Source organism: Bartonella sp. OD88NMGDW, from assembly GCF_042193775.1.
Lineage (GTDB): Bacteria > Pseudomonadota > Alphaproteobacteria > Rhizobiales > Rhizobiaceae > Bartonella > Bartonella grahamii.
In genome coordinates, this window is sequence record NZ_JBHIMA010000002.1 from 228,646 (window position 1) to 249,962 (window position 21,317).

A 21,317-nucleotide genomic window follows, 5' to 3' on the forward strand; every position below is an offset into this window, starting at 1 on the left:
AGGTATATGGCAAGGCAGGACGAAATAAATAGCCTTTTTGCACAGACATCATTTCTTTATGGTGGCAATGCGGATTATATAGATCAACTTTATGCTCAATATGAAAAAGATCCTACCAGTGTTGATTCGCAGTGGCGTGCTTTTTTTGAAGGACTTCATGATAATAAAGAAGATGTTCTCAGAAATGCTGAAGGGGCAACATGGCAAAGTGATCATTGGCCAGTAAAGGCAAATGGAGAATTGGTTTCTGCTCTTGATGGTGATTGGTCTTCTCTTGAAAAATATCTTGGTGATAAATTAAAGGAAAAAGCAATAACAGGTGCTGCACAAAAGGGAAAAACTTCCAGTGAGCAAGATGTTATTCGTGCAACACGTGATTCCGTTCATGCAATTATGATGATTCGTGCTTTTCGAGCACGGGGGCATCTTCGGGCAAAGCTTGACCCTCTTCAATTGGCCGAAAAACAAGAAGATTATAAGGAACTTTCTCCAGAAGCTTATGGTTTTACTCCAGCTGATTATGAGCGTCCCATTTTTATTGATAATGTTTTAGGGTTGGAATATGCAACTATTCCACAAATGCTTGAAATTCTCAACCGTACTTATTGTTCAACAATCGGTGTGGAATATATGCATGTTTCTGATCCGGTTCAGAAAGCATGGCTTCAAGAACGCATTGAAGGGCGAGATGAAAAAATTTCTTTCACACAACAAGACAAGAAAGCTATCCTTAATAAGCTTATTCAGGCGGAAGGTTTCGAACAGTTTTTAGACACTAAATATAAAGGTACAAAGCGTTTTGGACTCGATGGTGGTGAAGCGCTGATTCCCGCTCTTGAACAGATTATCAAATGTGGTAGTGCTTTAGGGGTGCAGGAAGTTATTTTAGGAATGGCACATCGTGGTCGTTTAAATGTTCTTTCACAAGTTCTTGCCAAGCCGCATAGGGCTATTTTTCATGAGTTCAAAGGGGGATCTTATAAGCCTGATGATGTGGAGGGATCCGGTGATGTCAAATATCATTTGGGAACTTCAGCTGATCTTGAATTTGATGGTAAAAAAGTTCATTTATCGCTGTTGGCCAATCCATCTCATCTTGAGATTGTTGATCCGGTTGTTATAGGAAAAGCACGTGCTAAACAAGATCAACTTATGGGACCTGCACATACTGATTTACTCTCATTAAGTGAGCGTTCAAAAGTGATGCCACTGCTTATTCATGGTGATGCTGCTTTTGCAGGACAAGGCGTTATCCAAGAAACTTTTGGTCTTTCAGGTCTTAAAGGTTATCGTGTTGCAGGCTCACTTCATGTGATTATCAATAATCAGATTGGTTTTACAACATCTCCGCGTTTTTCACGTTCTTCGCCTTATCCATCAGATGTTGCAAAAATGATTGATGCACCAATTTTCCATGTGAATGGTGATGATCCTGAGGCAGTTGTTTTTGTTGCAAAAATAGCAACAGAGTTTCGCCAAATTTTCCATAAACCAGTGGTTATTGATATGTTTTGTTATCGCCGTTATGGGCATAATGAAGGTGATGAGCCTTCCTTTACGCAGCCACTTATGTACAAGGCAATTCGTAATCATAAAACAACACTTCAACTTTATAGTGACCAATTGGTAGCAGAAGGGGTGATTTCTCTAGAAGAGATTGAGCAACAAAAAAAATTATGGCGCGATAAGCTTGAAGGTGAATTTGAAGCAAGTGCTTCTTATAAGCCTAATAAGGCTGATTGGCTTGATGGAAGCTGGACGGGACTCAAAGCTTTTAGTAGTTCTGATGAGCAACATTCTAGAACAACCGGTGTTGAATTAAAAATTTTAAAGGAAATTGGTCAAAAAATTGTCGAAATTCCGGCAGATTTTCACGTTCACAAAACCATTCAACGTTTTTTAAATAATCGTGCTAAAATTTTTGAAACCGGTGAGGGTGTTGACTGGGCAACCGCTGAAGCTCTAGCTTTTGGTTCGCTTTGTTTGGAAGGAGCACCGGTTCGTCTTTCCGGTGAGGATGTTGAACGGGGAACTTTTTCGCAACGTCATTCAGTTCTTTATGACCAAGAAAATGAGGCGCGTTATATTCCTTTGAATCATTTACAAAAGGGGCAAGCGCTTTATGAAGTTGTTAATTCTATGCTTTCTGAAGAAGCTGTTCTTGGTTTTGAATATGGATATTCTCTTGCTGAACCACGTGGTTTAACGCTTTGGGAAGCGCAATTTGGTGATTTCTCCAATGGTGCACAGGTCATTTTTGACCAATTTATTTCTTCTGCGGAGCGTAAGTGGCTTCGTATGTCTGGTCTTGTGTGTTTATTGCCTCATGGTTTTGAAGGGCAAGGGCCGGAGCATTCTTCTGCACGTTTAGAACGGTTTCTTCAACTTTGTGCGGAAGATAATATGCAGGTTGCTAATTGTACAACCCCTGCAAATTATTTTCATATTTTGCGTCGACAAATTAAGCGTGATTTCCGTAAGCCATTGATTTTGATGACACCGAAATCACTTTTACGTCATAAGCGAGCTGTTTCTCTTCTCAATGAAATGGGGCCAGAAACAAGTTTCTGTCGTGTTTTGCTTGATGATGCAGAATGTCTCAAAGATTCTGTCATTAAGTTGCAAAAAGATAATAAAATTCGCCGTGTCGTTCTTTGTACTGGTAAGGTTTATTACGACCTTTATGAAGAACGTGAAAAAAAGGGTATTGATGATGTTTACCTCCTTCGTGTTGAACAACTTTATCCTTTCCCTGCTAAAGTTTTGGTGAATGTGTTGTCGCGCTTTTTGCAGGCGGAAGTTTTTTGGTGCCAAGAGGAACCAAAAAACATGGGGGCTTGGTCATTTATTGAGCCTTATTTGGAATGGGTTTTGACGCATATTAATGCGCAATATTCACGTGCTCGTTATGCAGGACGTCCTGCGAGTGCGTCACCGGCCTCTGGGTTAATGGTGAAACACCTTGAACAACTGGCTGCGTTTCTTAAAGACGCGTTAGGTTCTTAATTTATTACTACTCTGATGTATGGAAAAATATTATGACTACTGAAATTCGTGTTCCTACTTTGGGCGAATCGGTTACCGAAGCAACGATTGGCAAATGGTTTAAAAAACTTGGCGAAGCTGTCGCTATGGATGAGCCTTTGGTTGAATTAGAAACTGATAAGGTAACCGTTGAAGTTCCTTCTCCTGTTGCGGGAAAATTATCTGAAATCATTGCAAAAGAAGGCGATACGGTTGAAGTAAATGCTCTTTTAGGAGTGGTGGAAGCTGGAGAAGCTGGTGTCTCCCAATCATCTTCACCTTCTGCTACACTTGTTCCAGCAGCTTCATCTGAATCGGAGAAGCCTGCTTCGAGCAGTACAATGCCTCCTTCTCCTTCAGCAGCAAAATTGATGGCTGAAAATAATGTTGCAAAAAGCGATATTTCAGGTTCTGGAAAACGTGGACAAATTCTTAAAGAAGATGTTCTTGGTGGATTAAAACAAAGTACAAATGCTCCTACACCCTCTTCTTCTGCGACGATTTCTTCGGCAACTCCTGTTCAAGAAACACGTGAAGAGCGGGTTCGTATGACGAAATTGCGTCAAACAATTGCTCGCCGTCTTAAAGATGCACAAAATATAGCAGCAATGTTAACCACATTTAATGAGGTTGATATGTCAGCGGTGATGGATTTGCGCAAGCGTTATAAGGATCTTTTTGAAAAGAAACATGGTGTTAAACTTGGTTTTATGGGTTTTTTTACCAAGGCTGTTTGTCATGCATTAAAAGAACTTCCCGCTGTTAATGCCGAGATTGATGGGACAGATATTGTTTACAAAAACTATGTCAATGTCGGAATTGCTGTTGGAACGGATAAAGGGCTTGTTGTTCCAGTGGTGCGAGATGCAGATCAAATGTCATTGGCAGAGATTGAAAAAGAGATTGGGCGTTTGGGGCGTCTTGCGCGTGATGGAAAATTAGCCGTTTCTGATATGCAGGGCGGAACTTTTACCATTACCAATGGTGGTGTGTATGGATCGTTGATGTCAACACCGATTTTGAATGCACCACAATCTGGTATTTTGGGAATGCATGCGATTAAAGAGCGAGCAATGGTTGTTGAGGGCCAAGTTGTGATCCGCCCCATGATGTATTTAGCGCTTTCTTACGATCACCGTATTGTGGATGGGCAAGAAGCTGTAACTTTCCTTGTACGTGTTAAGGAAAGCTTAGAGGATCCGGAACGCCTTGTTCTTGATTTGTAAAATACAGTTTTCAGGATGAAAGGAGAAACGGATGTCTTATGATGTGGCTGTGATCGGAGCAGGTCCAGGAGGTTATGTAGCAGCAATAAAGGCTGCACAACTGGGGCTTAAAGTAGCGATTATTGAAAAGCGTACAACATTAGGAGGAACATGTCTCAATGTTGGTTGTATTCCTTCTAAAGCATTGTTGCATGCTTCAGAAGTGTTTTCTGAAACCCAGCATGGTTTTGAAACGCTTGGTATTTCTATTGGTAAATCTAAGCTTAATCTTGAACAAATGATGGTTCATAAGAAAGCTGTGGTGACAGCCAATACAAGTGGTGTTTCTTTTTTGATGAAAAAAAATAAAGTTGATACTTTTTTTGGGACAGCCAAAATTTTGAGTGCGGGTCATGTGGAGGTTGTTGCCAGAGATGGTAATAAACAAACAATTGAAACAAAAAATATTATTATTGCTACCGGTTCAGAGAGTTCAGGCATTCCAGGGGTGAATGTTGAAATTGATGAAAAGACTATTGTTTCTTCTACGGGAGCTCTTTCACTTGAAAAAGTACCAGAGCATATGATTGTAGTGGGTGCTGGTGTTATTGGTTCAGAACTTGGATCAGTTTGGAGCCGTTTAGGTGCTAAAGTTACCATTATTGAGTATCTTAATAAAATTTTGGGCTCAATGGATGGTGAAGTTTCACGGCAATTTCAGAAATTAATGGAAAAACAGGGGATAGAATATAAAACGGGAACAAAAGTAACAGCTGTTACACAATCCGGCTCAACTGCTCAGGTGACTTTTGAAGCCGTCAAAGGTGGCGCAGCTGAAACTTTAGAGGCTGATGTTGTGCTTATTGCTACTGGACGTTCTCCGTATACGGAGGGGCTTGGCTTACAAGAGGCTGGTGTTCAGTTAGATGAACGCGGATTTATTGCAATTGATGCTCATTGGCAGACGAATGTTCCAGGAATTTATGCGATTGGTGATGTCGTAAAAGGGCCAATGTTAGCGCATAAAGCAGAGGAAGAAGGCGTTGCTGTGGCAGAAATTTTGGCAGGTCAAAAAGGGCATGTTAATTTTGATGTCATTCCTAGTGTTGTTTATACGCAGCCGGAAATTGCGAGTGTAGGAAGGACAGAAGAAGAGCTAAAAACTGCTGGTATTGAATATAATGTTGGCAAATTTCCTTTTATGGCTAATGGTCGTGCACGTGCAATGCAAAAGAGTGATGGGTTCGTTAAAATCCTTTCTGATAAAAAAACAGATCGGGTATTAGGGGGGCATATTCTTGGATTTGGTGCTGGTGAAATGATCCATGAAATTGCAGTTTTAATGGAATTTGGTGGTTCATCAGAAGATCTGGGGCGTTGTTGCCACGCACATCCTACTTTATCAGAAGCCGTGCGTGAGGCAGCTTTGGCAACATTTGCTAAACCACTTCATATTTAAAAAGCTTTTAAAAAGTACATTTTAAAAGGCATAGGAGGCAGAAAATATTTGTGAAGCATACAACAACATTTTAAAACTTTAAAAAGGAATACAACCAATTATATTGAAATATTCCGTTTGTTGTATGCTTTTCGATAATTACTGTTTTAAAATTCAGTTGTGTAGTTTTTATTGATTATCCTGTTGTGCATTATCGTTTAGAGCGGTGGTGTTTGTTTGGTTTATGTAAAGTTTTACATATGGGGTGGTTTTTTATACTATTATAAAATATTTAGGATAGGGTTCTGAGCCTATTTGCGTGCTTTGTTTTAAGAACACATCTCTCAAAATGCGCAAACCTACTTCACGATGGTGCTCGTGAATGGTATAGCTGTAAAGTTCCTCTTGAAATATATAAAATTCATTCAAATTGTTATAAGACCTATTTGTGCATCATCATCTTTATGTTTAGTAAACGTATACGCTGACGTTATAATGCACTTTTTCAGTTCTCAATATTGCTAAAGCTCTTTATTATTTGAGAGTTTTTATAAGAGAATATTACAGTTTTCAGCGTTATTAATCAAGTTGAAAATGATATTTATTGTTATAAATCAATGTTTTATATATGAAAATGAATCATGTGAAGAGGGAAGCCAAGAGGAATTCGCTCAAAGAAATTTAATTGTTTAATGATTGGAGTGGGTTAAGGATCTTTGTCATTTAAGATAAAGAGGGGAGGGATTGAATATTCTACAAAATACCACTCTTTTTTAAAAGAGCGGTATTTTTATATCTTTTCTTTATCACACTATCTTTTTGATGATAATGACAAGTTATACAGTGTGATTAAATTAGTTTTTGCTTCTCTGTTTTTCTTGATCATTGCTTGTTATGTCTTAGAAAGATGATATGTCTCTTCTTTAAGGTTGTTAAGAAATCGTAATGTTGCCAAAATATAACGAATAGCTAAAATTTTTTTGAAAACCATAATTACATGAGAATATTAAGTTTGTTTTCATTGGGCAGTTTTCTGATAACTTAAAAAATCAAGCATATGCTTTCTATAGGTATAAATTTAAAATTCTAATTTTTTATCCTCTTGTTGTTCTCTTATAAAAGTGGGAAGCCCCATACGATCAAGATATTTAAGGAAAGGGCGGGGTGGTAATTCCTCTACATTGACCATAGTCTTAACATCCCATTCGCCTGTAGCAATGAGAAGGGCTGTAGCAGCGGCTGGTACGCCAGCGGTATAGGAAATGCCTTGTGCTCCAGTTTCATGAAAAGCTTGTTTGTGATCGGCTATATTATAGATAAAAATTTCTCGCAGGTGCCCATCTTTTTCGCCTTTAATAAGATCTCCGATACAGGTTTTTCCTGTGTAGTCTGGGGCGAGAGAGGAAGGGTCGGGTAAGACGGCTTTCACGACTTTCAAGGGCACGACTTCTTGACCTTCTGCCGTTTTAATCGGTTGTTCGGATAAGAGTCCGAGGTTTTTTAGAACCGTAAAAACAGTGATATAACGTTCACCAAATCCCATCCAGAAACGGACATTCTCCACATCGAGATTTTTTGATAATGAATGAATTTCATCATGTCCCGTCATATAGGCTTTTTGTTTTCCAACAACGGGAAGATCCCATTCATGGCTGACTTCAAACATTTTATTGGAAGTCCATTTTTTATTTTGCCATGACCATACTTGTCCTGTAAACTCACGGAAGTTAATTTCTGGATCAAAATTTGTAGCAAACCAACGCCCATGATTTCCGGCATTAATATCAATAATATCAATATCTGTGATTTTATCAAAATAATTATCACGCGCTAATGCTGCGTAAGCATTCACTACACCTGGGTCAAAACCTGCTCCTAAAATAGCGGTTATACCAGCTTTTTCACATTCTTGACGCCGAGGCCATTCATAATTGCCATACCAAGGAGGTGTTTCACAGATTTTCAACGGGTCTTCATGAATCGCTGTATCGATATAAGCGCATTTGGTTTCAATACAAGCTGAAAGAACAGACATATTAAGAAAGGCAGAACCAACATTAATGACAATTTCGCATTTGGTCTTTTGGATGAGCTTTATAGTTTCTTCTACATTCATGGCATTGAGCGAATGGCTTTTGAGAACACCCTGTTCTTTCATTGTGTTTTTTTCTTTAATGGAAGCAATGATGGCTTCACATTTTTTGAGTGTTCGTGAAGCAATGTGAATTTCACCAAAAATATCGTTGTTTTGAGCACATTTGTGTGCAACAACTTGTGCAACACCTCCAGCACCAATAATGAGAACATTTTTTTTCATTGTAGGTTCATCTCCTTTTTAATACTGTTGTATGACGTTTTTATGGTTGATCTTTATGAAAGGCTTTTCTGATAGTCGTTATAGCTGAATTGGCGTTGAAGTGTTAGTGTACCATCGCATTCTTTGAGAACAATAGCAGGCATTGTAACGCCATTAAACCAGTTTTTCTTGACCATTGTATAACCTGCTGCATCCTGAAAAGACAGCCGATCGCCTATTTTAAGAGGTTGTTGAAATTGAAATGTTCCAAAAATATCACCAGCAAGACAAGATTTTCCACAAACCATGATTTCATGGGGACCTTGATTGGGTTCTAATTTGGCATTTTCACGATAAATGAGAAGATCAAGCATATGTGCTTCAATTGAGCTGTCAACGATGGCAAGATTCTTTTCATTATACAATGTGTCAAGAACACTGACTTCTAATGTGGTGCTTTTGGTGATAGCAGCTTCTCCTGGTTCTAGAAAAATAGTAACACCATGGGTTTTAGAAAATTGTTTTAAACGTTTTGCGAAAGATTCTAAAGGATAATTTTCAGCGGTAAAATGGATTCCGCCACCAAGGCTTATCCAGTCAACAGCAGAAAAAAGTTCTGCAAATTTTTCTTCCATGTGATTCAGCATTTGATTAAAAAGATTAAAATCAGCATTTTCGCAATTGTTGTGGATCATTAGGCCATTGATGAGGGGTAGAACTTCTTTTATAGCGCTTTGATTGGTTTCGCCTAAGCGGCTAAAAGGGCGGGAGGGATTGGCAAGATCAAAATTGGATGCGCTGATTCCTGGATTTAACCTCAAACCCCGTTGGATGGTTTTGCTAGCTTTAGAAAAACGTTGAAGTTGTTGGATTGAGTTAAAGATAATTTTGTCTGCATAGCCACAGGCTTCATCAATTTCATGATCGGCCCAAGCAACCGAATAAGCATGTGTTTCTTTGCCAAATTTTTCTCTTCCTAAACGCAGCTCATAAAGGGATGATGATGTGGTTCCATCCATGAACTCAGACATTAAATCAAAAACACTCCATGTGGCAAAACATTTCAAAGCAAGTAAAATTTTAGCTCCAGACATTTCCCGTAAACGAGAAATTGTTTGCATGTTTTTGATGAGTTTCGATTTGTCTATAAGATAGTAGGGGGTTTTTATCATCATTTATTCATTCTTTTTTGAAGGATCTTATTACCAAGATCAACGTTTAGTACAAAGAGTAACAGAATGTCTCAAGAAAAAAGAGTCTTAAGAAAAGAATCTGTTTCTGTCTAGCAAGAGAAAGGCTTTCTGTAATTACTGTTGTTTATTATTTTGAGTTTTGCGTTATGAGTATGAAAAAAAAATTATATTATGCTTTAGCTTTTGTATTGGTTAGCAGTTTTTTCATTATAACAACTACTCTTGTTAATTGGGGGAAAAATAGGAGTTATGCTAAAGCCAAACTGGTTACTCAGACTTCTGTCCAAGATAGTTCGGTGCCTTTGATTTTTACGGGGCGTAGAGAACTTAATGGTTTTAAAGGTTATCGTCATTATCGGCGTGGTTATCGTAAATATAGTGATAATTGGTGGTATCCTGAAGTGGCATTTGTTACATCACGGCACTTAAGCACAAAAGGCGCATCATTAAAAGTTGTACCAGATGCTAAAAAAGTGTTTTTAACGTCTTCTTCGGAAAAATTAGAAAAAAAAGAGCCATGGATGCTTAAACAACATATTGAATCTTGCCGTGCGCGTTATCGCTCTTATAATAAAAATGATAATAGTTTTCAGCCTTTTCACGGGGGGCGTAAACAGTGTTTATCACGCTTTTTAAAAGGATAGAAATTATTAAATAAATTTTTAATTGCTTCTTGTCGTGGGCGTTATTGTTCTTACAATAAAGAGAGAACTTGCGTGGTGCGTAGCATTTTCATGCAAGCGTTTTTTTTGAAAAATTTAAATACTTTTAAGTTTTATTAAATCTTATTATCATTAAGTGTGGAATGGGGGGAGGATATAAGTTTTTGTTTTGTCGATGACAAAATATTAAGGACAGGATGGAGTTGAAAGAATGACAACACGGGAAGCAATGTTGATATTGCTCGTTTTGCTTCCCTTTGGTGGAAGTGCTGTCATTGGCTTTTTTCGCTCGACAGCAAAAAATAATGAAGCATGGTTTGCTGGGATTGTTGCACTTTTCTGTCTTATTTTTACAATAATGCTTTATCCAGAAGTTTGCGAAAACCACATAGTGCGTTTAGATATTTCTTGGCTTCCAGAATGTGGGAGCGATTTGATTCTCCGTATAGATGGTTTGTCGTGGCTTTTTTGCTTGCTCATTACAGGAATTGGGCTGCTTGTTGTCATTTATTCACGTTATTACATGGATCCAGCAGATTCTGTACCGCGATTTTTTTCCTTTTTTTTGGCCTTTATGGGATCAATGACGGGAATAGTCTTATCAGGCAATCTCGTCTTTTTGGTTATTTTTTGGGAACTCACCAGCATTTTTTCTTTTTTGTTGATCGGCTATTGGTACCATAATGCAAGTGCGCGTGAGGGTGCGCGTATGGCTCTAACGATCACAGGTTTTGGCGGTTTTGCTCTTTTTATTGGGGTTTTATTGATTGGGTATATTGTTGGCAGTTTTGATTTGGATAAGGTGCTTCAGTCTGGAGATATGATTCGGTCAAGTTCTCTTTATAGTCCTGTCCTTATTTGTATTTTATTGGGGGGATTAACAAAAAGTGCGCAGTTTCCCTTTCATTTTTGGCTGCCCAATGCGATGGCTGCTCCAACCCCCGTATCGGCTTATTTGCATTCAGCAACCATGGTAAAAGCGGGATTGTTTTTACTTGTTCGTTTATGGCCTGTGCTTTCTGGGACAGAATCTTGGTTTTGGCTAGTTGGCTTTTCAGGACTCTCGACATTGCTTCTTGGTGCTTATTTTTCCATGTTTCAGCAAGACTTGAAAGGACTGCTTGCTTACTCGACTATTAGTCATCTTGGATTGATTACCACGCTTTTAAGCCTTGGTAGTCCACTTGCTTGTGTTGCAGCGATCTTCCATATGGCCAATCATGCTACTTTTAAAGCTTCTTTATTTATGGCTGCTGGTATTATTGATCACGAGACGGGAACACGTGATATGCGTAAATTGTCAGGGCTTTATCGCTCTATGCCTATTACAGCAACTCTCGCTTTAGTTGCAAGTGCAGCGATGGCTGGAGTTCCCTTGTTGAATGGTTTTTTATCGAAAGAGATGTTTTTTGCTGAAGCTGTTGAAACGCATATGGAATCATGGCTCGATTGGATTGCACCTTATGTAGCAACGCTGGCTAGTTTGTTTAGTGTAACCTATTCTATACGCTTTATTCATGGCGTTTTTTTGGGTCCAAAACCTGTCAATTTACCCAAAACTCCCCATGAACCACCGCATTTCATGCGTTTACCAATGGAGCTTTTGGTGTTTATTTGTTTAGCCGTTGGTATTTTTCCTAATTTAACTATAGGACCTATTTTAGATAACGCGGTCGTGTCTGTTTTAGGATCAATGACAATCCCTTATAGTTTAGCCGTTTGGCATGGGTTGAATACTCCATTAGTGATGAGTTTTGTTGCGTTATTAGGAGGCGGATTGCTCTACGCTGTCGGGCACCGTTATTTTTTATCCTGTGATGATGGAGCACCTTTTTTTCGTCACTTAAATGGACCGCGTATTTTTGAACGTATTCTCGTGATTATTTCTTGGAAATGGGCACGTGCGGTGGAATCTATTTTATCAACACGCCGTTTGCAGATACAGTTGCACTGGATTTTTTGGGTGTGTTTTGCATTTGTTGGTCTTTTACTTTGGTGCGATGGTTTCATTTCAGCGGGGGCGTTACCGCTTTTTCCAGTTGATATTCCTTTTCTTGCTCTTTGGTTAGTCGGCGGATTATGTGCGCTTTTAGTTGCTTGGCAAGCAAAGTTTCATCGTCTTGCATCACTCATGTTGTCGGGGGGAGCTGGTTTGATGACTTGTGCAACCTTTTTATGGCTTTCTGCTCCTGATTTAGCAATAACACAATTAGTTGTTGAGGTTGTTACAGTCGTCTTATTATTGCTTGGTTTACGGTGGTTGCCTAAACGTTTGCATAATCCTACACCAACGCCTGTTCGTTTTTTCGTGCGCTTGCGTCGTATCCGTGATTTCATCATAGCCCTTGTGGGAGGTGCTGGTGTAGCATGGCTCTCTTTTGCAGTGATGACACGTCCTCAAGGTACGACGATTTCTGATTTTTTTCTCACCAAGGCTTACTCTGATGCTGGTGGTCGCAATGTTGTGAATGTGTTGTTGGTTGATTTCCGTGGTTTTGATACTATGGGAGAAATTGTCGTTTTGGGTGTTGTTTCTCTCACTGTTTTTGCCCTTTTACGGCGGTTTCGTCCTGCCCCTGAAAGTATTGATGCACCTTTTCAACAACGTGTTCAAAAAGCCTTTGATATGGCACAGCCTAATCGAAATGTGGGAGATACAGTTTTGAATTATTTAGCTGTTCCTGCTGTTATTATGGGTTGGCTCTTTCCGATTATTATCGCTTTTGCTGTTTATTTATTCATGCGAGGGCATGATCTGCCAGGAGGTGGATTTGTTGGTGGTATTACTTTGGCGATAGGATTTATTTTACAATATCTTGCACGCGATATTCGGTGGGTGGAAACGCATTTGAGAGTTTTACCTTTGCGTTGGATGGGCTTTGGCTTATTGTTGTCAGTCGTAACGGGGATGGGCTCTTGGTTTTTTGGATATCCTTTTTTAACATCCTTTTTTCGATATATTCATTTTCCGTTAATTGGAAAAGTTCCCATGGCATCTGCTTTTTTGTTTGATTTTGGTGTGCTTTCTCTTGTGTTAGGAGCAACTGTTCTCATTTTAATTGCACTTGCACACCAGTCAATTCGGAGTTACCGAATCGGGAAGAAACCTGTTTTGAAAGAGAAGGAAAATTAATGGAAATTGTTCTTTCTTTAGGTATTGGTATTCTTGTTGGATCAGGAATTTGGCTTATTTTACGTCCACGCACTTTTCAAGTCATTCTTGGTTTGTCTTTGATTTCCTATGGTGTCAATCTTTTTATGTTTTCAATGAGTAGACCGCGTAGTAATGCTGCGCCAATTGTTGATCCTACTGCTGTTATTAATCCAGCTAATTATGTCGATCCTCTCCCTCAAGCTTTAGTTTTAACTGCGATTGTGATTGGTTTTGCAACGACAGCTTTATTTTTAGTTATTCTCTTGGTTTCACGCGGTTTAACGGGTTCAGATCACGTTGATGGACGTGAGGTGCAGTGATGGAAGTAGGGGTGCATCATCTCCTTATTTTGCCTATTCTTTTGCCGTTAATCACTGGAGCTGCTCTACTTTTCTATGATGAACGGCGTTCGAAATTTAAATCATTGATTAGTCTTTTTTCGGCGGGATTGTCGGTCGTTATTGCTGTTTTATTAATTATACGTACTCTTGAAATAGCGCCGGCTTGTGATGTTTATCGGCTTGGCAATTGGCCCTCTTCCTTCGGAATTGTTTTGGTCCTTGATCGTTTAAGCGCCATGATGCTTTTACTTTCAAGCTTGTTGGTGACTAGCGTACTGGTTTTTGCGCGGGCTTATTGGTACAAAGCGGGTTCTCATTTTCAGTCACTGATGCAATTTTTTATGGTGGGGATAAATGGCGCTTTTTTGACCGGTGATTTATTTAATTTATTTGTATTTTTTGAAGTTATGTTAACGGCTTCCTATGGGCTTGCTTTGCATGGTTCTGGTCAGGCACGCGTACGCGCAGGGTTGCATTATGTCGTGGTTAATCTTGTTGCTTCATTACTTTTTTTAGTTGGTACAGCACTCATTTATGGAGTCGCTGGTACTCTTAATATGGCCGATTTGGCTGTTAAAATAAAATATATATCTTCTACAGATATTGTTTTGTTCGAAATAGGTGTTGCACTTCTAGGTATTGCTTTTTTGCTTAAGGCTGGTATGTGGCCGCTTAATTTTTGGTTGGTGCCAACTTATAGTGCAGCAGTAGCGCCTGTTGGAGCTTCTTTTGCGCTTTTGAGCAAGGTGGGTATTTATATTATTTTACGTTTAACGCTGCTGTGGTTTGGTCCTGAAAGTGAATATTTTAACCATTTTGGTCATACCGTTTTGTTTTATGGTGGGTTGGCCACTATGATTTTTGGTTTTATTGGGGTATTGGCGAGTCAAGTTTTAGTGCGTTTGGTAGCTTATAGTGTTCTTGTCTCTTCTGGTACATTGTTGGCAGCAATAGGGATCGGCAATGCAGCACTGACAGCAGGTGCTCTTTTTTATATTGTTTCTTCAACTTTAGCACTGGGAGCTTTTTTTCTTTTGGTAGAGTTGGTTGAACGCTGTCAAGATGTGGCTGCTAATGTTCTGGCTGTCACAATGGAGGTTTATGGTGATGATGAAGAGGAGGAAGAAGATGAAGTTGGCACATATTTCCCTGTAACCTTGGCAATTCTTGGGGCTTGTTTTGGTATTTGTGCCATTTTGATTATTGGATTGCCACCTTTTTCTGGTTTTGTTGCTAAACTTATGATGTTCATGGCAGTTTTAAACCATAGTAGAGAGGATTTTTTTGCCTCTCTTCCGGTTTATCACGATTGGCTTTTTGTGGTTTTTGTTACCCTCTCTGGTTTTGCAGCTTTGATTGCACTGACACGAACGGGGATTCGAACTTTTTGGGTTTCTCTTGAAGGTCGCGTTCCCCGTGTGCAGGTGATAGAATTTGCACCTATTGCTGTTCTTCTTGCTTTGTGTTTTCTTATAACAATTGTAGCCGGTCCTGTTAGTCATTATATGTCTGAAACTGCTAAGACTTTGTATGAACCTCAGAATTATATTGGGAGCGTTTTAACGGATTTTTCTCTCGAAAAGAGGGAGATGAATAAATGAATCGTTTTTGTCCTTCTCCTTTTTTCAGTGGTGTCATTGTCCTTATGTGGCTTATTTTAAATGGTTTTAGTTTAGGGCAATTGCTTTTAGCCATTATAACCGCTTTGTTTTGTGGTTGGATGATACGGCTCCTTGAACCGGAGAAGGTTGCTATTAAAAGTTGGAGTGCGGTTTTTCGTCTTATTTTTCGAGTCTTAATAGATTCTATATCCTCAAATATCTCGGTCGCTTGGTTTGTTTTAACAAAAAGGTCTCGAAAACAGCGATCTGGCTTTATTGTAGTGCCTCTTCTGCTTCATAATCGCACTGCTTTGGCTATTTTAGCGTGCATCCTTTCGGCAACTCCTGGAACGGCTTGGGTTGCCTATAATAGTAAAAAGGGTGAGCTTTTGCTCCATGTCTTAAATTTAAAAAAAGGATATAATTATCAACGATTGATAAAACAACGGTATGAGCAATTACTTTTGGAGATTTTCTTATGAGTATGGTGATCCTTTATTGGGGGCTTTTCTTTTCACAGTTTTTTTTAAGTTTGGCGGTGATCTTCGCATTGTTTCGGTTGATTCGTGGTCCACGGGCACAGGATAGAATTGTTGGTTTGGATGCTCTTTATATAACCACTGTTCTTTTGTTTCTTACATTCGATATCCGTTCAGGAACAACCATTTATTTTGTTGCTGCTCTCATTATTGGGTTGTTGGGGTGTGTATCAAGCATCGCTTTAGCGAAGTTTCTTATGCGGGGGGAGATTATTGAATGAAAGATGACGTATCGCTTGTGGTGGCTATTGCTATCACGGTTTTCTTAATATTAGGGTCTGGATTGACACTGATCGCAACGATAGGTTTGGTGCGTTTTTCCAGTTTTTATCAGCGTTTGCATATGCTTTCAGTATGTACGAGTTGGGGTGTTGGTAGCATTCTTATTTCTTCATTTCTTTATTCAATATTTGTGGACCATTATTTTGTTTTTCATGAAGTGTTGCTGATGTTTTTTTTGTTTTTAACAGCACCGGTAGCTTCTATGTTGCTCTCACATACAGCAGCTTATCGACATCATTCAGAAGAACAGTCAGAAAAACCGCTGGCTCTTTTATTAAACCAGACGGAGGAAAAGTTACCCACGTCAGAAGGAACATCAAGCGATGAGAGCCAGCGCGGTTCTTGAAATGTAAGAACCTTCCTTATTCTATGCTTTTTTCTTCTACACAGTGGATGGGCTTTTCTTCTTTTGGATCATCAATAAGATCGTAAAATATGGCTTCATTTTTAGTTATCCACCAAATGTATTGACCACCTACATATTTTCCTCCAGAAGCGGCAATTACATTAGAACCAATGATGCGCTTACCGTTCCATTTTAAATCAACAAGCGCAATATTGCCAGCATTATGATAAGTTGCCTCAACATGCTCTTTGCTTGTTCCCATATCGCATTGATAGGAGACGGTCTCTGTTGTTGGTTCTGGATCATCTGGTACTTCAATGACTAAAGAACTTGCTAATGCATTAATTGAACCTAGGAGGAACACACTTAAAGTAATGAAAAATTGTTTAGTAAAAGAAATTTTTTTCATAATATTTCCCGTGTTATTTAAAATAATAATGTTGACTCATCTTTACAGAGGATAGGTTTTTTTTCTTCTGGATCCTGAGAAAGGTCATAAAGCATGACTTCTTTGTTCTTCTCCCACCAGATATACTGAGCTCCTGCAAATTTTGCTCCTGTCGCCGCGATGACATTAGCAGCAATGACACGATCACCGTTCCATTTGAAATCAACCAACGAAATATTGTCAGCATTAAGATAGACTGCCTCAACGCGCTCTTTACCTGTTCCAGTATCACACTGGTAGGTAATGGTCTCTGTTTTTGGCTCTGGATTGTCTGGTACCTCAATGATAAAAGAACCAGCTAAGCTATTGTTTGAGCTGAAGATTGATAAACTTAAAGCGGTGAAAAATCCTAAAATATGTAAAGTTTTTTTCATGATGCTTCCCTATATTCCTATATTGCGCACAAAGAATAATTTGATTGATACGATGGTGTCTACGGCAGGATTCGAACCTGCGACCCCAGGATTCATACCACTTCGATTTTCACCGCCAGCTTTTCACGGCTGTTTGTGGTCTGGACTGTCTCTTCACCTTGAAGCTTTTGCTCTTTAGGTGCTGCCCGTTCAGTCTCTACACCTTTCTCTCATTTGAAGAGAGACTTGGCTCGGGATTGGCATATAGTCTCCCATGAAGCTTTCCCCGAATTTGAGCAGATTCACTTTGAGGATTTCTCCTCAAAATGCCCAATTTTTTTAGGAATCCTGTGCTCTATCCTACTGAGCTACGCAGACATCATCATACTTATTCCTTTAATAGAAGTATAAAAACGAATCAATTATATTCAATATGAATTAACGAATTTCTGCTAATTTTTGTTCCAGAAAAGTCAAAACTGCTTCCGGAGAGACATTTTTTGCAATAAATGATTGACCAAGTCCGCGTGTTAAGATGAAGGTCAAATTGTTTTGCGAAACTTTTTTATCTTGAGCAATGAGAGTTATTAAACTTTCAGCATCTGGTAACTTCCCTGGGATATCCTTTAATTGTGTAGGCAAACCTATAGATTTGAAGTGTGCTTCAATGCGTTGTGTAAGTGTGGGGTTTATCAAATTTAGTTGAGCAGAAAATTGATGCGCTAGAATCATTCCAATTGCTACAGCTTCACCGTGAATTAAACGCTTTGATTCATAAGCCGTTGCTGTTTCAAGCATGTGTCCAAATGTATGGCCGAGATTTAAGAGCGCGCGCTCTCCTGTTTCTTGTTCGTCACGTGCTACAATGGCAGCTTTAAATTGGCATGAGCGGACAATGGCTTCTGTTCGCATAGGGCCATTAGAAAAGACTTCTTGTCCATTTTTTTCAAGCCATTCAAAGAAATTAGGCTGGTTAATGAGTCCATATTTGACCATTTCTGCGTAACCAGCACGAAATTCGCGCGGTGGTAGGGTATCAAGAAGACATGTGTCAGCAATAACGCATTGCGGTTGATAAAAAGTACCAATAAGATTTTTACCATATTGGCTATTGATTCCAGTTTTTCCACCAACGGAGGAATCAATTTGTGCAAGAAGCGTTGTGGGCATTTGAATGAAGTTCATACCACGGCGGATTATACTTGCCGCAAATCCTGCTAGATCGCCAATGACACCACCGCCAAAAGCAATAACACAGTCGCCTCTTTCTAAACGCGCAGCAAGAATTTGATCGATGACAACTTGCAGGGTTGAAAATGATTTTGATTGTTCTCCTGCTTCTACAATAATAGGGACAGTATGAATTTTATTTTTTGTTAACTCTGCTTGTAATATCTCCAAATGAAGGGAAGCAACATTTGTATCTGTAACAAGTGCCAAGCGCGTTGGATGAGGATCTTTTTTGTTAAGAGCATGTTTAATCTGTGAAGCAGCTTGGGCAATCAGACTCGGACCAATGATGATATCATAACAGTGTTTGTCCAGTTTAACAGTGACGGTCTTTGTTTGCATGCTGATTTTCCCTATTGTTAATTTCTGTGTATAGGTAGTGCTCTACAGATCGTATAACATTTTGTGCTACGGTATGACGGCTTTCTTTATGACTGTTAATTGTTAAGTTTGCCTTTGCATAGATAGGATAACGCTGTTCCATGAGTTTTTGCATGGTTTCTTTAGGATTGGCTGTTTGAAGCAGGGGGCGTGTTGGGTGCTTTGAGACACGTTGCATGAGGATATCAAGATCGACTTTTAGCCATATGGATATACCATTTTGATGAATGGTTTTTCGGATATTTTCGTTTATGTAGGCACCACCACCTGTTGCTAAAACAAGGGGACTTTTTTTCATTAGGTTCAGAATAACACGCTGTTCAAGAGCACGAAATTCTGATTCACCATAAATTTCAAAGAGTTCAGTGATTGTCATTTGCGCAGCTTTTTCAATTTCTTGGTCAGAATCATAAAAGGGTAAACGGAGCATGGTGGCGACGCGTTTTCCGATCACTGATTTGCCTGCTCCCATAAGACCAACAAGGACAAGTGCTTTTTTATCAAGGGACGATAAGAGCTGATTCTTTATTTGTGTTATAGGGACGCGTTTTGGTCGATTGCTTTTCATAACTTTATTTCGGCATTTATCCATCTTAAAGTCAATTCCTGTTAATCTTTGTGAGGCATAATACGAGATAGAATATTTTTGGGTAGGTTATTATCTTATGCCAACATTGACCAGATTTTTGATGATTCTTTTCATTTTGCTTTCTGTTCTTTTCATTATAATGGGTGCTCTTGTGGTTTGGGTTGAACCAGTAACTGTGGATATGTACATCGATGTTCCCTTGGATTCATGGAATCTTTCTACGGAAGCGAATCAATGAAATGAAAAGTGGTGCTGTGATAGATCATTTTCTTGAGATGATGAGCGCGGAGAGAGGAGCTTCACCTCATACGCTTGCGGCTTATCAGCATGATTTGCAGTGGGCACAAGACGAATTGTCTTCACACTCTGTTTCGCTTTTTTCAGCACAAAAAGAAGATTTAATTGCCCTTTTGTCGCTTATGCATACTTTTGGTTTTGCAGCATCGTCACAAGCACGCCGTTTATCGACTTTGCGTCAGTTTTATCAATTCCTTTATGCTGAAGGGTTGAGAGCAGATGATCCCTCTCATGATATTGATGCACCTCGTCAGGGGCGCCCTTTGCCCAAAATCATGAGTGAAGATGCAGTGATAAAATTGCTTGATTTAGCACAGTTAGAAGTCAATCAAGCAGATTATGGGTCTAAGGATTATCTGCGTGCATTGCGTCTTCAGCTATTGAGTGAAATGCTTTATGCAACAGGATTACGTATTAGTGAATTGGTGAGTTTGCCTGTGCAGGCTGTTCGGGGGAAAGCATACAGCATTTTGGTTCGTGGTAAGGGCAAAAAAGAACGAATGGTGCTGTTATCAAAAAAAGCATATCAAGTTCTTTTGCAGTGGTTAAATTTACGTGATCAGGGAAAGGATGTCGCAAGTCCTTATCTTTTTCCTGCGAATTCCGAGACAGGATATATTGCTCGTCAAGTTGTTGCGCGGGAGTTGAAAAATCTCGCTAGAAGAGCAGGAATAGAAAGTAAACACTTTTCTCCCCATGTGTTGCGCCATGCTTTTGCTAGCCATCTTTTGCAAAATGGTGCTGATTTGCGTGCAGTTCAACATTTGTTAGGTCATTCTGATATTTCTACTACTCAGATTTATACCCATGTGTTGGAAGATGGACTTTATCGTTTAGTCAATGAGCATCATCCACTTGCCGATGAGCAAAAGGCTCGTTAAAGAAAAGGTGATGTTTTTGAAAAAGACTTTATAAAGCAAATTATAAGTGTATAAGTGACACTGAATGAGTTGGTACAAATGTATAATTATCTTGATTTTGAAAAACCAGTTGCTGATCTTGATGGGAAAATTCTTGAATTAAAAAAAATTTCTCAGGAAAAAGGCAGTCTTGATATGAGTGATGAGATTGCTCGTCTTGAAGCGCGATCTCAAACAGCATTGCGCGATATTTATAAAAAATTATCGCCATGGCAAAAAACACAAGTGGCTCGTCATCCTGATCGTCCCCATTTTATGGACTATTCTAAACGCCTATTGAGTGATGTTACGCCTTTGGCAGGAGATCGCAAGTTTGCTGAAGATGAGGCTATTCAAGCTGGGTTTGCACGTTTTAGGGGAGAAGCAGTTGCTTATATCGGTCAAGAGAAAGGTCACGATACACAAACACGTTTGCGCTATAATTTTGGTTCTGCACGCCCAGAAGGATATCGTAAAGCTGTACGTATTATGGAAATGGCTGACCGCTTTGGTTTGCCACTCCTCACTTTTATTGATACTGCAGGTGCTTATCCTGGGGTAAGCGCTGAAGAACGTGGGCAAGCGGAAGCAATTGCTCAATCAACAGCTGCAACTTTGCGTTTGAAAGTTCCTGTGGTTTCCGTTGTTATTGGAGAAGGCGGTTCTGGAGGGGCGATAGCAATTGCTGCAGCCAACAAAGTTTATATGTTGGAGCACGCGATTTACTCTGTTATTTCACCAGAAGGAGCAGCTTCTATCTTATGGCGTGATCCAGCTCGTGCAAAAGATGCTGCAATGAATATGCGTATTACCGCTCAAGACTTGTATCGCTTAAAGATTATTGATGGCATTATTTCGGAACCTTTAGGGGGGGCGCATCGTGGCAAAGAGATTGTCATTGATGCAACGGGTGATGTTATTTCAGAGGCGTTAAAAGCTATGGCTGGAAAAGATGGTGAAGCTCTTAAACAAGAGCGAAGGGAAAAATACCTTCAAATTGGTCGATCTCTAACATAGGTTATTTTTTGTGAGGGGATTG

At 39.4% G+C, this 21,317-nt stretch carries 20 protein-coding genes; 14 read left to right on the forward strand and 6 right to left on the reverse strand.

From position 1 onward, the window contains the following. The first annotated feature begins 6 nt into the window (after window positions 1-6). From ACFIJR_RS02555 to lpdA, 3 genes are read left to right on the forward strand one after another with little or no spacing between them, the layout of a single operon-like run. Window positions 7-3,006, forward strand: a complete 3,000-nt coding sequence (locus ACFIJR_RS02555) for a 2-oxoglutarate dehydrogenase E1 component (protein WP_375626095.1) — start codon at window positions 7-9, stop codon at window positions 3,004-3,006. 32 nt (window positions 3,007-3,038) lie between these two features. Then, complete coding sequence (gene odhB, locus ACFIJR_RS02560; protein ID WP_375653450.1) at window positions 3,039-4,250, forward strand: 2-oxoglutarate dehydrogenase complex dihydrolipoyllysine-residue succinyltransferase; 1,212 nt, start codon at window positions 3,039-3,041, stop codon at window positions 4,248-4,250. Window positions 4,251-4,281: 31 nt separating this feature from the next. Then, on the forward strand, window positions 4,282-5,688 hold the full coding sequence (gene lpdA / locus ACFIJR_RS02565; RefSeq protein ID WP_375625538.1) for a dihydrolipoyl dehydrogenase: 1,407 nt from the start codon (window positions 4,282-4,284) through the stop codon (window positions 5,686-5,688). Window positions 5,689-6,745: 1,057 nt separating this feature from the next. On the opposite strand, the gene ACFIJR_RS02570 is transcribed toward lpdA, so the two are convergent. Both ACFIJR_RS02570 and ACFIJR_RS02575 read right to left on the reverse strand, forming a co-directional pair. After that, complete coding sequence (locus tag ACFIJR_RS02570) at window positions 6,746-7,984, reverse strand: saccharopine dehydrogenase NADP-binding domain-containing protein (RefSeq protein WP_375653452.1); 1,239 nt, start codon at window positions 7,982-7,984, stop codon at window positions 6,746-6,748. 53 nt (window positions 7,985-8,037) lie between these two features. Continuing rightward, on the reverse strand, window positions 8,038-9,135 hold the full coding sequence (locus ACFIJR_RS02575; protein WP_375626298.1) for a carboxynorspermidine decarboxylase: 1,098 nt from the start codon (window positions 9,133-9,135) through the stop codon (window positions 8,038-8,040). 167 nt (window positions 9,136-9,302) lie between these two features. Between ACFIJR_RS02575 and ACFIJR_RS02580 the strand changes: the two genes are divergently transcribed. The 7 genes from ACFIJR_RS02580 to mnhG all read left to right on the forward strand — a co-directional run bounded on the left by ACFIJR_RS02580 (window position 9,303) and on the right by mnhG (window position 16,081). Continuing rightward, the gene (locus ACFIJR_RS02580; RefSeq protein WP_375653455.1) at window positions 9,303-9,800 is read left to right on the forward strand and encodes a BA14K family protein; all 498 of its coding nucleotides are present in this window, start codon (window positions 9,303-9,305) and stop codon (window positions 9,798-9,800) included. A 229-nt stretch (window positions 9,801-10,029) separates the two neighbouring features. After that, entirely contained in the window at window positions 10,030-12,951 is a 2,922-nt protein-coding gene (locus ACFIJR_RS02585; RefSeq protein WP_375626090.1) for a monovalent cation/H+ antiporter subunit A, read from the forward strand. Beyond that, entirely contained in the window at window positions 12,951-13,292 is a 342-nt protein-coding gene (locus tag ACFIJR_RS02590; protein ID WP_375626088.1) for a Na+/H+ antiporter subunit C, read from the forward strand. Before ACFIJR_RS02585 ends, ACFIJR_RS02590 begins: the two co-directional genes overlap by 1 nt. Then, entirely contained in the window at window positions 13,292-14,914 is a 1,623-nt protein-coding gene (locus ACFIJR_RS02595; RefSeq protein WP_375626086.1) for a monovalent cation/H+ antiporter subunit D, read from the forward strand. The genes ACFIJR_RS02590 and ACFIJR_RS02595 overlap by 1 nt, the downstream gene beginning before the upstream one ends. After that, entirely contained in the window at window positions 14,911-15,396 is a 486-nt protein-coding gene (locus ACFIJR_RS02600; RefSeq protein WP_375626084.1) for a Na+/H+ antiporter subunit E, read from the forward strand. Before ACFIJR_RS02595 ends, ACFIJR_RS02600 begins: the two co-directional genes overlap by 4 nt. After that, window positions 15,393-15,674, forward strand: a complete 282-nt coding sequence (locus ACFIJR_RS02605; protein WP_375625542.1) for a K+/H+ antiporter subunit F — start codon at window positions 15,393-15,395, stop codon at window positions 15,672-15,674. Before ACFIJR_RS02600 ends, ACFIJR_RS02605 begins: the two co-directional genes overlap by 4 nt. Further along, complete coding sequence (gene mnhG, locus ACFIJR_RS02610) at window positions 15,671-16,081, forward strand: monovalent cation/H(+) antiporter subunit G (protein WP_375626082.1); 411 nt, start codon at window positions 15,671-15,673, stop codon at window positions 16,079-16,081. Before ACFIJR_RS02605 ends, mnhG begins: the two co-directional genes overlap by 4 nt. Before the next feature lie 16 nt (window positions 16,082-16,097). Here the strand turns inward: mnhG and ACFIJR_RS02615 are convergent, their stop codons facing one another. Together ACFIJR_RS02615 and ACFIJR_RS02620 are read right to left on the reverse strand one after the other, a co-directional pair. Next, window positions 16,098-16,490 carry an MliC family protein gene (locus tag ACFIJR_RS02615; RefSeq protein ID WP_375626080.1) on the reverse strand — a complete coding sequence of 131 codons (393 nt, stop codon included), beginning with the start codon at window positions 16,488-16,490 and terminating at the stop codon, window positions 16,098-16,100. A gap of 17 nt (window positions 16,491-16,507) precedes the next feature. After that, window positions 16,508-16,903, reverse strand: coding sequence for an MliC family protein (locus ACFIJR_RS02620; protein WP_375626078.1), 396 nt, complete (start codon window positions 16,901-16,903; stop codon window positions 16,508-16,510). Here ACFIJR_RS02620 and ACFIJR_RS02625 point away from each other — a divergent pair. Further along, on the forward strand, window positions 16,902-17,081 hold the full coding sequence (locus ACFIJR_RS02625; RefSeq protein ID WP_273722333.1) for a hypothetical protein: 180 nt from the start codon (window positions 16,902-16,904) through the stop codon (window positions 17,079-17,081). The two genes, ACFIJR_RS02620 and ACFIJR_RS02625, sit on opposite strands and share 2 nt — an antisense overlap. A gap of 239 nt (window positions 17,082-17,320) precedes the next feature. Here the strand turns inward: ACFIJR_RS02625 and aroB are convergent, their stop codons facing one another. Further along, window positions 17,321-18,454 (reverse strand): 3-dehydroquinate synthase, encoded by a 1,134-nt coding sequence (aroB, locus tag ACFIJR_RS02630; RefSeq protein WP_375653457.1) that lies wholly within the window; start codon window positions 18,452-18,454, stop codon window positions 17,321-17,323. After that, on the reverse strand, window positions 18,429-19,061 hold the full coding sequence (locus ACFIJR_RS02635) for a shikimate kinase (protein ID WP_375626296.1): 633 nt from the start codon (window positions 19,059-19,061) through the stop codon (window positions 18,429-18,431). Before ACFIJR_RS02635 ends, aroB begins: the two co-directional genes overlap by 26 nt. A gap of 121 nt (window positions 19,062-19,182) precedes the next feature. Between ACFIJR_RS02635 and ACFIJR_RS02640 the strand changes: the two genes are divergently transcribed. The 3 genes from ACFIJR_RS02640 to ACFIJR_RS02650 all read left to right on the forward strand — a co-directional run bounded on the left by ACFIJR_RS02640 (window position 19,183) and on the right by ACFIJR_RS02650 (window position 21,295). Next, complete coding sequence (locus tag ACFIJR_RS02640) at window positions 19,183-19,320, forward strand: hypothetical protein (RefSeq protein ID WP_375653529.1); 138 nt, start codon at window positions 19,183-19,185, stop codon at window positions 19,318-19,320. Window position 19,321: 1 nt separating this feature from the next. Next, window positions 19,322-20,260, forward strand: coding sequence for a site-specific tyrosine recombinase XerD (locus tag ACFIJR_RS02645; protein WP_375653460.1), 939 nt, complete (start codon window positions 19,322-19,324; stop codon window positions 20,258-20,260). A 78-nt stretch (window positions 20,261-20,338) separates the two neighbouring features. Continuing rightward, window positions 20,339-21,295, forward strand: a complete 957-nt coding sequence (locus ACFIJR_RS02650) for an acetyl-CoA carboxylase carboxyltransferase subunit alpha (RefSeq protein WP_375653525.1) — start codon at window positions 20,339-20,341, stop codon at window positions 21,293-21,295. Window positions 21,296-21,317 lie beyond the last annotated feature (22 nt).